We start from the raw sequence: 12,696 nt of genomic DNA on the forward strand, positions 1-12,696 counted from the left end.
TTTAGCCTCTTTTCCAACGAACTCCCTGTGCAGTGTCTTCTAAAATGATTGATTTTTCTTTTAGAAGGTCTCTGATTTCATCTGCACGTTTATAGTCTTTATTTTTTCTTGCTTCATTTCTTTCTTCAATCAGTGCATCGATCTCTTCATCCAATAATTCCTGCTCCACTTCCACTTCTATACCAAGAATACGGAGGAGGTTGGCGATTGCTGTTTGGAAAGTCTCGAGTACCGAGCTATCTGTTTGTTCTTTACCGATATAAATATTTGCTTCTTTAGCAAGGTCGAACAGTATAGAAATAGCATTTGCTGTATTGAAATCATCATTCATTTCTTTTTCAAAATCCAATGTGAACTGCTCTATCTTGGATAGCCATTCCTCAGAGTCGCCAACAAGATTCAAGCTTGCTTGCTTCCGATGTTCAAGGTTATGATATGCGGTCTTAATCCTATCCAAGCTGTTTTTCGCACTCTCCAGGAGTTCTTCCGTAAAGTTGATCGGATTACGGTAATGCACACTTAGCATAAAGAATCGTAATACTTGAGGATCGTGCTGCTCAATCAGTTCTCTAGTCAACACGAAGTTCCCCAATGATTTGGACATCTTTTCATTATCGATATTGATATAGCCATTATGCATCCAGTAATTAGCAAACGGCTTTTCGTTTAAAGATTCGGATTGAGCTATTTCATTCTCATGGTGCGGGAACGTTAAATCCTGTCCGCCAGCATGAATATCAATCGTTTCGCCAAGATATTTCTTTGCCATCGCTGAGCACTCGATGTGCCAGCCTGGTCTTCCTTCACCCCAAGGTGAGTTCCATGCGATTTCTCCGTCTTTGGCTTTCTTCCAGAGCGCAAAGTCCAGCGGGTCATCTTTCCTTTCACCGACTTGAATCCGCGCCCCAGCACGCAGCTCGTCAATAGATTGTTGCGAAAGCTTACCATACTCTTCAAACGCACGCGGTTTAAAATACACATCACCTGCTGCTTCATATGCATATCCTTTATCAATCAATCCTTGAATAAAGGTGATGATATCATCCATCGTTTCTGTAACCCGGGGATGATGGGTCGCTTTCTTCACACCTAATGCTTGCACATCCTCTAAATAGGCATCAATAAAACGGTTTGCCAATGTGCGGACATCCTCGCCGCTTTCCCTCGCGGCATTGATGATTTTATCATCGACATCCGTGAAATTAAGTACATAATTCACTTCGTAGCCTCTATATTCAAAATAGCGTCTCACAGTATCAAATACAATTGCCGGGCGGGCGTTTCCAATGTGAATGTAGTTATAAACCGTCGGCCCACAAACATACATTCTTACCTTACCTTCTTCAATTGGGTTGAATACTTCTTTTTCTCTTGTTAACGTATTATATATTTTAATCGACATTCTGGAGCTGACTCCTTTCCTTGAGTTTCACTAATTCAGCTTGAAGTGCATCTATTTGTTCTTGCATTTCCTTCATTTTATCAGCTACTGGATCCGGCAACTTATGATGATCTAAATCTTTCACCCTCACACCATCTTGCACAATAACCTTTCCAGGAATCCCAACGACTGTTGAGTTTGCCGGAACATCTTTAAGGACAACTGAGCCTCCCCCGACTTTAGCATTTTCTCCAATGGTGATGGAACCTAATACTTTTGCTCCTGTAGAAATAAGTGCATTATCTTTTACCGTCGGGTGTCGCTTGCCTTTTTCCTTTCCTGTTCCACCGAGGGTCACACCCTGATAAATGGTTACATTATCACCAATTTCACATGTCTCCCCGATCACGACGCCCATACCATGGTCAATGAACAACCGTCTACCTATCTTTGCACCTGGATGTATTTCAATTCCGGTGAAGAATCGGCTAACCTGTGAAATGACTCGTGCGAGGAAAAATAATCTTTTATTATAAAACGCATGGGCTATCCGGTGAAACCATACAGCATGGAGGCCTGAATATGTTAAGAAAACCTCAAAATATGTTCGTGCAGCAGGGTCCTGTTCAAACACAACATCCATATCTTCCTTCATGCGTTTAAAAATACCCATTACCCGTTACCACCTTTCTTAGGATCGTTCCAAGTTGCCCAAAAAAACAACAAAAAAATGCGCCTCTGCAAATACAGAGACGCATTTTCCTTGCGCGGTTCCACTCTGTTTGAAAGAAACATATACTTCCTTCCAACTCGTGCTCTTGTTAACGGTAGAGGACCGCTATCATGTACTAAGGTTTCCATGATAGACTCCGAGGGGCACTTCGGAAATTTCGCTTAAAATCACTCGCAGCCAAGGTGATTCTCTCTGTATAAACGAAAGACTTCCTACTTTTCCTCTTCAACGTTCCAATATTTATTATTACTATATTACAGTTTTTAAATTTTGTGAAGCCTTATGCGTAAGCGTATCAAAGAAGTTTTTTTAGTTTGAAGATAACTCCTGTAACACTTTATCAAGACGTGTAATGACGACGTCTTTACCTAAAAGCTCAATTGCCAGTGGCAGTTCGGGGCCATGTGTTTGACCGGTCGTTGCGACACGGATAGGCATGAATAATTTTTTACCTTTATGGCCAGTTTCTTTTTGAGTTGCTTTTGTTTGAGCCTTGATTTCATCAGCTGTAAAATCATCCAATTGACTTAACTTATCTCTGAAAGTCGAAAGGACTTCCGGCACCTGCTCTTCCTCCAACACATTCGTAGCCGCTTCGTCATACGTGATATCGTCTGTAAAGAACAGTTCCGTCAATTCAATTATTTCTTCACCATAGCGCAGCTGCTCGCGATAGAGTGAAATGACTTTTTCAGCCCAGTTTCTTTGCTCTTCATCCATATCTTCTGAGAGCTTCCCAGCTTTAATTAAATACGGCATAGCCAGGTCAATGACCTTATCCAACTCTGAGTTTTTAATATACTCATTGTTCATCCATTTTAATTTTTGCTGATCGAAGATTGCTGGAGATGTGGATAATCTCTCTGGATCAAAAATCTCAATCAATGTTGCTTTATCGAAAATCTCTTCTTCACCAACTGGAGACCAACCAAGTAAACTGATGAAGTTGAACATCGCTTCTGGCAAATAACCAAGATTACGGTATTGCTCAATGAATTGCAGAATATGTTCATCCCGCTTACTTAATTTCTTACGGTTTTCATTTAAGATGAGTGTCATATGACCATACTTCGGCGGCGTCCATCCAAACGCTTCATAAATCATCATTTGTTTTGGTGTATTTGAAATATGCTCTTCCCCCCGAAGAACATGAGTGATATTCATAAGATGATCATCAATAGCAACCGCAAAGTTATATGTTGGGATGCCATTTTTCTTTACAATGACCCAGTCACCAAAGTCACTGGATTCAAACGTAATATCTTTCCGCACAAGATCATTGAATGTATACGTAACATCATCCGGAACACGGAAACGAATACTAGGCAATCTTCCTTCCGCTTCAAAAGCTGCGATTTGCTCTTCCGTCAAATCACGATGTGCACCAGAATACTTCGGAACCTGGCCTTTTGCTTTTTGTTCCTCACGTTCATTTTCCAGTTCTTCTTCCGTCATATAACATTTATAAGCAAGCCCACGCTCAAGTAGCTCGTCCACATATTTTTGATAAATATCCAGACGCTCTGTCTGACGGTATGGACCATAGTCTCCACCGACATCTGGGCCTTCTTCCCATTCAATTCCCAGCCATTTCAGGTATTGAAGTTGGCTTTCTTCGCCACCTTCAACATTACGTTTTTCATCTGTATCCTCTGTACGGATAATAAAGTCTCCACCGTAATGTTTGGCAAATAAGTAATTAAATAATGCTGTTCTAGCGTTTCCAATATGCAAATGACCTGTCGGGCTTGGTGCATAGCGAACACGAACCTCATTCGTCATGATGCTTCCCCTCTTTTCTAAAAATAGCCTTAAATTATACATTAACAGCCCACCCAGCAGAAATGCTTTACTCTCGACTGGATTTTGTGTTGATTGATGCAAGAAAAGTGATAACAATTTGTGTTATCACTTTTAAACTCTTATCCATAATAAGTTATACCTTTTTTACAGTGCTTTTTCAAGTGTTTTTGGTTTGGCAAAAATCATTCTGCCTGCTGAGGTCTGCAGCACACTTGTGATGATGACCTCAATCGTCTTGCCGATATAATCCCGACCTTCTTCCACAACAATCATCGTTCCATCATCCAAATATGCGATACCCTGTCTCTGTTCTTTCCCGTCCTTGATCACTTGGACTACGAGTTCTTCACCAGGAAGGACAACAGGTTTGACCGCATTTGCCAAGTCATTGATATTTAGAACTGGCACACGCTGCAAATCACATACTTTGTTTAAATTAAAATCATTTGTAACGACGATTCCGTTTGTCACCTTCGCGAGTTTGATAAGCTTGCTGTCTACTTCAGCAATATCCTCAAAATCTCCTTCATAAATCTCTACTTGAATCGGCAATTCCTTTTGAATACGGTTTAGGACATCTAACCCGCGTCTGCCGCGGTTCCTCTTCAATGCATCGGAGGAGTCAGCGATATGTTGCAACTCACCTAAAACAAATTGAGGAATTACCAGTGTCCCCTCTAAAAATCCCGTACTGCAAATATCGGCAATTCTGCCGTCAATGATTACACTTGTATCGAGAATCTTCGGTTTCGGTATATCTTGAACCACATCATCTGCATCTTCACTATTTGTATTTTTGGGCTTCTCTTTTTTACCAGCCCGCAATAGATTGGAAAACTCATCTCGACGACGGAAGCCTACGCGAAAACCTAAATAACCTAGGATAATTGTAATGAAGATTGGAAGCACCTGAGAGACTACTTGAATGTTGATATCTTGTAGCGGCATCGTAACAAGGTAAGAAATAACAAGTCCAACGATCATCCCTAAACTACCAAAAAACAAATCCATAGCAGGTAGTTTGATGAGAGCTTCTTCTATCCATTTGAAGAAATTCACTACATAATCAACAATAAAGTATGAGAGTAAAAATAAAATAAGGGCCCCAACAACCATCCCAAGGTAAGGATTTTTCAATAAGTCCATATCTAGGTTCAATAAATTTATGATAACCGGAATATATAGATACCCAATCGTTCCACCAAGGACGATAAAAAAGATATGAACAACCTTTTTCAGCATACTTTCACCTCCTAACGTTTATTATTACCTTTATTTACTATTTATAACCATTAACGAATAGAATAACGACGAATCCTTAAAATTCATTAAAAGTGTAAATTACCTTGCTAGTCCCACTTCAAAAGCTTCTTGAATAGTCGACACACCAACCACTTGAATGTCTTTAGGTATTGTCCAGCCTTCCAAATTATTCTTTGGACAAATAACCCGCTCGAAACCAAGCTTACTCGCTTCTTGCACCCGTTGTTCAATTCGGGATACCCTTCTGATTTCTCCAGTCAGCCCAACCTCACCAATAAAAATGTCCTTCGATGCCGTCGGCTGATCACGAAAACTGGATGCAATGCTAAGTGCAATGGCTAAATCAATTGCCGGCTCGTCTAGTTTTACTCCACCTGCAACCTTCAAATAAGCATCTTGGTTCTGGAGCATGAACCCCATTCGTTTTTCCAATACAGCCATTATTAAAGACACGCGGTTTGAATCGATACCAGTAGCCATTCTCCTCGGATTTCCAAAACTGGATGGTGCAATCAACGCTTGGATTTCAACTAAGATTGGCCTAGTCCCTTCCATGGACGCAACTACTGTGGAACCGGCTGTTCCTTCTTTCCGCTCTTCCAAAAATATTTCGGAGGCATTTATCACCTCACGCAGTCCTTCCTCACGCATTTCAAAAATACCCATTTCATGTGTACTTCCAAAACGGTTTTTAACACTGCGTAAAATCCGATACGTATGATGGCGTTCCCCTTCAAAATATAAAACCGTATCTACCATATGCTCTAATAACCTAGGACCAGCAATCGCACCCTCTTTTGTCACATGGCCAACAATGAAAATAGCAATATTATTTGTTTTTGCGATTTTCATCAATTCTCCGGTACTTTCCCGAACCTGGGAGACACTACCTGGTGCACTGGTGACTTCTTCACGATAAATTGTTTGAATAGAGTCCACGATGATAAGGTCTGGTTCCAGCTTCTCGATTTGCTGACTAATATCATATAAATTTGTTTCACTGAGGACATAGAGTTCCTCTTCCTGAATACCTAGACGGTCCGCACGGAGTTTCGTCTGCCTCGTTGATTCCTCTCCCGATATATAGAGGACACGAAGCTTCCTTGCAAGCTGAGCGGATATTTGCAACAGCAAAGTCGACTTCCCGATTCCCGGGTCTCCTCCAATTAATATAAGTGAACCTGGAACGATTCCCCCACCAAGCACTCGGTTAAATTCCCTCATCTCAGTTGTAATGCGTGGTTCTTTCTGTGATTCAAGATGCGTGATCCGTTCTGGTTTACTGATTGTGCGGCTCGTACCACCAGCATGACGGGCACCACGGGCAGATGCTTGAATTTCTTCAACCATCGTATTCCAATTACCACAGCCTGGACATTTCCCCATCCACTTCGGTGACTCGTAGCCACAGTCCTGGCATACAAATGTATTCTTTCGCTTTGCCAAACGTATTCGGTCCCTTCTTTATTGTATACGATTTTAACCTTCTGTAGGTTACACAATAATTTCAATTTAGATACTTTTTTCCTAAATTATGCCACAAAAAACGAAAAATTGCAGGAAAAGCTAGAAGAAATAAATCTTCTAGCTTTTGTTGATTACTTTAAGATGATAAATTCACCTTTATTATTTAAACCAATCTTTACTTGTTGTCCTTTTTCAATCGTTCCTTTTAATAACTCTTCAGAAAGCAGATTTTCAATATTTTGCTGAATGGAACGGCGTAATGGTCTAGCTCCATACTCTGGGTCAAAGCCTTCATTAGCAATTTTATCGACTGCTTTATCTGTCATCGTGAGCTCAATTTCTTGATCTGCCAATCTCTCCTTCAATTCCTTAAGCATGAGTACCACGATATCCTTCATATGCTTCTTCTCCAAGGAATGGAATACGATTGTCTCATCAATCCGGTTTAAGAATTCTGGGCGGAACGCTTTTTTCAACTCATCCATTACTTTTGATTTCATATCGGAATGCTGTTGGTTTTCATCAGCTACGTTGAAACCAACAAATTTATTTCTGCGCAATTCACTCGCGCCAACATTCGAAGTCATTATAATAATTGTGTTTCGGAAATCGACCGTTCTGCCTTTAGAGTCGGTTAAACGTCCATCTTCCAAAACTTGCAGTAAAATATTGAATACTTCTGGATGGGCCTTCTCCACTTCATCAAGCAGAACTACCGAATATGGCTTTCTCCGTACTTTCTCCGTCAATTGGCCACCTTCATCATACCCGACATAACCTGGAGGTGAGCCGACTAATCGTGCAGTAGAGTGCCTTTCCATATACTCGGACATGTCCACACGTATCATGGCATCTTCATCAGCGAACATAACCTCGGCAAGCGCCCTTGCCAGTTCTGTTTTACCTACACCTGTAGGGCCTAGGAAAATGAATGACCCGATCGGACGTTTAGGATCTTTCAAGCCAGAGCGGGCACGACGGATTGCAGTAGAAATGGCTTTAACTGCCTCTTCCTGTCCAATCACCCGTTCATGGAGGATTTCTTCCATGTTCAAGAGACGATTAGTTTCGTCTTTCGTCAATTTCGAGACAGGTACACCAGTCCAGATGGAAACGACACTCGCGATGTCCTCAACTGTTACCTCAGAGTCCATTTGGCCTTGTTTTTGTTTCCATTCATTTTTGGTTTTCTCCAATTCTTCACGATAACGCTGCTCGGTGTCTCGTAAAGATGCTGCTTTCTCAAATTCTTGACTCTGTACAGCCGCATCCTTCTCTTTTCTTACTTCCTCAAGTTTTTGTTCCAACTCTTTTAAGTTCGGTGGAATCGTGTAAGAGCGGAGACGCACTTTAGAACCTGCTTCGTCGATCAAATCAATTGCTTTATCCGGTAAGAAACGATCGGTAATATAACGGTCAGACAAAGTAACTGCGGCATCGATTGCCTCATCTGTAATAGTTACTCGATGATGTGCTTCGTATCGATCACGAAGACCTTCCAGAATCTGAACCGTTTCTTCTACCGTCGGCTCATCTACTTGAATCGGCTGGAAGCGGCGTTCTAGGGCAGCATCCTTTTCAATGTACTTTCGATACTCATCAATTGTAGTAGCTCCAATACATTGCAGCTCTCCTCGAGCAAGTGAAGGTTTTAGAATATTGGATGCGTCAATGGCGCCTTCTGCTCCACCAGCACCAATCAATGTATGCAACTCATCAATGAAAAGGATGATATTCCCCGCTTGACGAATTTCCTCCATTACTTTCTTTAAACGATCCTCAAATTCACCACGATATTTTGTACCAGCAACTACTGTGCCCATATCAAGTGTCATCACACGTTTATCTCTTAACGTTTCTGGAACTTCATTATCAACAATCTGCTGTGCCAGCCCTTCAGCTACAGCTGTTTTACCAACTCCAGGCTCCCCAATCAATACTGGATTGTTCTTTGTTCGGCGGCTTAATACTTGAATCACACGTTCAATTTCCTTCGCACGGCCAATAACAGGGTCAATTTTCCCTTCTTTCGCACTAACGGTTAGATCTCTGGCTAACGAATCCAACGTTGGCGTACTCGCGTTAGATTGCTGCCCTGTACGGCCTCTTCTCCCTGCTTGAGACTCATTACTCCCAAGAAGTTTTAAAACTTGCTGACGGGCTTTATTTAGGCTTATTCCGAGGTTGTTGAGAACTCTGGCTGCTACTCCTTCACCTTCACGGATAAGTCCGAGTAAAATATGTTCTGTTCCAACATAGGAATGACCAAGTTTTCTCGCTTCATCTTGAGATAACTCTACTACCTTTTTCGCACGAGGAGTGTAGTGAATGGATTGCATTGGTTGTTTGCCGACCCCAATCAATTTCTCTACTTCTTCTTGGATTTTCTCCACCTGTACACCTAATGATTGTAATGCTTTAGCTGCAATACCTTCTCCTTCGCGAACTAGGCCTAACAAGATATGTTCTGTTCCAATATTATTATGACCGAGACGTACTGCCTCTTCTTGTGATAGCGCAAGCACTTTTTGCGCTCTTTCCGTAAATCGTCCAAACATCATATGGCGTCCCTCCTATTTCTCCATTTCGAGTCGTTCCCTAATTAATGAAGCACGAAACACATCACGTTCACGTGGTGTTAATCGTCTTTTCGCATAATGTTGTAAGAAGCCTGGTTGAGTTAAAATCATGAGTTCATTTAAAATATTCTTTGATGTATTCTTAATAATACCTAAGTCTATGCCCAGGCGCACATTAGAAATACATTTCGATGCTTCCTTTGATTCAATGATCCGTGCATTTTTAAGAATTCCATACGATCTAAAAACACGGTCTTCTAAGCTGACTCCAAGTTGTTCCGTAATATAATTTCTTGCAAGCCTCTCCTGTTCAATCAGTTGATTCACTACACTTGCAAGATCAAGGACGATATCCTTTTCTGACTTACCTAAGGTGATTTGGTTGGAAATTTGAAATATATTCCCTAGAGACTCACTGCCTTCCCCGTAAATTCCCCGAACTACTAAACCAAGCTGGTTGATTGCAGGAATCATCCGGTTCAATTGTTTTGTAATGACAAGGGCTGGCAAGTGCATCATCACAGACGCCCGCATCCCAGTACCGACATTAGTCGGACAACTCGTTAAATAACCAAACTTCTCATCAAAGGCGTAATCGATCCTTTCCTCTATCCAGTCGTCTAGAGCAAACGCCTCTTCAAGACCATCGGCAAGCTTCATTCCCGGCAAGTAAAGCTGGATGCGAAGGTGATCTTCCTCATTCACCATAATCGAAACTTGCTCATTCTCTGATATGAGTACTGCTGCCTCAGGAAACCTGACTAAATTAGGGCTGATCAAATGCTTTTCCACAAGAATCTGCGTTTGAATTTCCGAAAGGTCTTTTAAATTGATAAAGTGAAAGTTCTTATAATCTTGGAATGACGTTTTATCATACGTCTCTTTCATAAAGTCATGAACTTTTTTTAGTTCAGATTCTTTTCCGAGGACCGGATAAGTGACGTTTGCAAAGTTCCGCGCCAAGCGAATACGGCTGCTAAGAACGATATCGTTATCGGCACCTTCTTCACGCATCCAAGGACTGATTGCTTCGTTTAGAAAATGCTCCATCGTCATTCTTCGCTTGCCTCCCTCTTGTCTAGTCCTTCTTTTTCTAATGCTTTTATTTTATCTCTTAGAACAGCGGCATCCTCAAACGCTTCCTCACTTATTAATTTCTTCAGCTGAGCACGATATTCCTCTAATTGACGTTTCTTTTGAATACTGCCACCTGTTCTTTTAGGAATTTTCCCTGCATGTTTCGCATTCCCTGCATGGACTCGACGTATGATTGGATCAATTCTTCCAGAGAAAGTTTCATAGCACGTTGCACAGCCAAACTTTCCCATCTCCTTAAAAGCAGAAAAGGTTAACTGACAACTAGGGCATTGCAATTCTTTTAATTGTTGCGTACTAGCTGTCTGGGCACCTAAGGGAGCACTATCAAAATTGAACAAGCCGGTCAATAAATCATGAAGGCTGGAACCTTGATTCGGCATTTGCATGTATCCCTTTTCTTGGGCACAGACCTCACATAAGTGGAACTCCTTTTTCTCACCGTTAATAATTTGTTTAAAGTGAACGGTAGCTTGTCGTTCTTCACACTCTTGACATCGCACGCTTCTCCCCCTCCTCAAAGAGTCAACTGTAATATTTTAAAGTATTTAGCATTGCTGTTAAAATTCGGGCACGGATTTCATCACGTTCTGGTAATGGAAACGGTAAAGTCGATCGTTCAATCGCACTAAAAATAAGCTTCTCCTCACGATTCGTAATAATTTTCTCTTCCTTTAACCGATCCAATACATGTACAGCGGCTTGTTGAGATACGTGAGGGTTTATCATTTTTATAATTTCTTCGATTAAATCTGCTTTATCTTTATGCTTTACCCTCATTATTCGGATGTATCCACCGCCCCCGCGCTTACTTTCCACTATATACCCTTTCTCCGTTGTAAATCTCGTATTAATGACATAATTAATTTGTGATGGTACACATTGGAATTGATCGGCAATTTCACTTCGTTTAATTTCAATTGCATGATTCCCTGTCGCATGTAACACCTTCTTAAGGTAAGCTTCAATCACATCTGAAATGTTGCTCATTTTTAAAAACTCCCTTCTTCCTACACGTCATCCATGTAATGAAATATGCCTGAACAAAAGAGTTTACAAGAACGTCTTGCTCAAGATGTCTGTTCAATCAATTCGCATGCACGTTTGTGATTTCTTTTGACTTTGACTATCTTTGACTATAATTTAATTATACGCCAAAAAATCGAAGTTGAAAAGTGTTTACCAATAATACATTCTTGACATTTTTTATGAAAATAAACGAATTGGGATAAAAAGATAATAATTGGGCAGGAAAGTTATGCTTTAAAAAGCTGAACCTTTATAAAAGGAGTTGGATAGATGCTTTTACAACCAGACTCAGCACCTATCCTATATTTTACCTCGTTAGTTGACTTATGTTATTGATTCCCTCCACCTTTGATATCTTTTCAAGTAACATGATCAATTCATCGCTTTTAATGTTTTTCATCTTAATAAAAATCTTCCGTAGATCTCGCTCCATTTTCTCAACTTCTACCGCTAAGATCTTCACTTCAAAAGTCTCTGTTGCTTCAATCAATTGATGAACTTTTATATTCGGTTCCACTACAATCTCGAGCATCGTGTACTTTCTTTGAGACGGCAATAACTTTTCTAAATTATTCAGTACGACTAAGCTTAGTAGGATGATAAATGTAGCTACTATCGCAGGCCCATACATCCCTGCACCGACTACAAGACCAATTCCCGCCACAGCCCATATAGAAGCTGCCGTAGTTAATCCACGAATCGTTCCTCCATAGACGATAATCGTACCAGCACCTAAAAATCCGATTCCACTGATGACATAGGACGGAATTCGAGCCGGATCAAAACGAATATTATCGTACCGTTCCAAAAAATCGATAAAACCAAATAATGATAACTGCATCATAAGGCACGCACCGACTCCCACTAGTATATGCGTGCGGAAGCCAGCCGAGTGGTTATTCCACTCACGTTCAAAACCTATAATACCTGACAGTAATAGGGCGACCAATAACCTTGTGACAATTACAAGGAAGTTTTCCCCCATTAAATCATATAAAAATAATTCCATTGCTCTTCCTCTTTTCTATCTACATTTTTTTCTAGCCTATACATTTCCCTCATTCACCATCGGTATAAACCTAAAAATAAAATCGATAAAGAAAGTCACATGTACTGAATGTGACTGGAAGAAATATCTAACTTTATAGTTCTATTAATACATATGATTTTCCTTCAATAATTAGACAATATGAGGTAAATAAAAAAAACAGATTATCGTATTGATAATCTGTTTATATTTCAATTGCCTGGCAACGTCCTACTCTTGCAGAGACAAAGTCTCAACTACCATCGGCGCTGGAAAGCTTAACTGCTGTGTTCGGTATGGGAACAGGTGTGACCTTTCC

Annotated in this window: 10 protein-coding genes, 1 rRNA gene and 1 other annotated feature; all 11 genes read right to left on the reverse strand. The window is 40.7% G+C overall.

The window, feature by feature from the left end; all coding sequences use genetic code 11:
- Window position 1 precedes the first annotated feature (1 nt).
- Window positions 2-1,402, reverse strand: coding sequence for a cysteine--tRNA ligase (cysS, locus tag ACFSBH_RS18595; protein WP_251514777.1), 1,401 nt, complete (start codon window positions 1,400-1,402; stop codon window positions 2-4).
- On the reverse strand, window positions 1,392-2,054 hold the full coding sequence (gene cysE / locus ACFSBH_RS18600; protein WP_251514778.1) for a serine O-acetyltransferase: 663 nt from the start codon (window positions 2,052-2,054) through the stop codon (window positions 1,392-1,394). The genes cysS and cysE overlap by 11 nt, the downstream gene beginning before the upstream one ends.
- A gap of 72 nt (window positions 2,055-2,126) precedes the next feature.
- Window positions 2,127-2,352: a binding site (T-box leader), on the reverse strand.
- A 71-nt stretch (window positions 2,353-2,423) separates the two neighbouring features.
- A complete protein-coding gene (gene gltX, locus ACFSBH_RS18605) occupies window positions 2,424-3,896 on the reverse strand; it encodes a glutamate--tRNA ligase (protein WP_251514779.1) in 1,473 nt (490 codons plus the stop codon).
- Window positions 3,897-4,061: 165 nt separating this feature from the next.
- The gene (locus ACFSBH_RS18610) at window positions 4,062-5,159 is read right to left on the reverse strand and encodes a PIN/TRAM domain-containing protein (RefSeq protein WP_251514780.1); all 1,098 of its coding nucleotides are present in this window, start codon (window positions 5,157-5,159) and stop codon (window positions 4,062-4,064) included.
- 99 nt (window positions 5,160-5,258) lie between these two features.
- Complete coding sequence (gene radA / locus ACFSBH_RS18615) at window positions 5,259-6,626, reverse strand: DNA repair protein RadA (RefSeq protein ID WP_251514781.1); 1,368 nt, start codon at window positions 6,624-6,626, stop codon at window positions 5,259-5,261.
- A gap of 152 nt (window positions 6,627-6,778) precedes the next feature.
- The gene (clpC, locus tag ACFSBH_RS18620) at window positions 6,779-9,208 is read right to left on the reverse strand and encodes an ATP-dependent protease ATP-binding subunit ClpC (protein ID WP_251514782.1); all 2,430 of its coding nucleotides are present in this window, start codon (window positions 9,206-9,208) and stop codon (window positions 6,779-6,781) included.
- A gap of 12 nt (window positions 9,209-9,220) precedes the next feature.
- The gene (locus ACFSBH_RS18625; protein WP_251514783.1) at window positions 9,221-10,282 is read right to left on the reverse strand and encodes a protein arginine kinase; all 1,062 of its coding nucleotides are present in this window, start codon (window positions 10,280-10,282) and stop codon (window positions 9,221-9,223) included.
- Window positions 10,279-10,824 (reverse strand): UvrB/UvrC motif-containing protein, encoded by a 546-nt coding sequence (locus tag ACFSBH_RS18630; RefSeq protein ID WP_251514784.1) that lies wholly within the window; start codon window positions 10,822-10,824, stop codon window positions 10,279-10,281. Before ACFSBH_RS18630 ends, ACFSBH_RS18625 begins: the two co-directional genes overlap by 4 nt.
- Window positions 10,825-10,846: 22 nt before the next feature.
- On the reverse strand, window positions 10,847-11,311 hold the full coding sequence (locus ACFSBH_RS18635) for a CtsR family transcriptional regulator (protein ID WP_379599047.1): 465 nt from the start codon (window positions 11,309-11,311) through the stop codon (window positions 10,847-10,849).
- A 346-nt stretch (window positions 11,312-11,657) separates the two neighbouring features.
- Window positions 11,658-12,359, reverse strand: a complete 702-nt coding sequence (locus tag ACFSBH_RS18640) for an MgtC/SapB family protein (protein WP_379599049.1) — start codon at window positions 12,357-12,359, stop codon at window positions 11,658-11,660.
- 236 nt (window positions 12,360-12,595) lie between these two features.
- A 5S ribosomal RNA gene (rrf, locus tag ACFSBH_RS18645) occupies window positions 12,596-12,696 on the reverse strand; the annotation flags it as partial.

This window comes from Oceanobacillus luteolus, from assembly GCF_042678205.1.
In the GTDB taxonomy this organism is placed as follows: domain Bacteria; phylum Bacillota; class Bacilli; order Bacillales; family Amphibacillaceae; genus Oceanobacillus; species Oceanobacillus luteolus.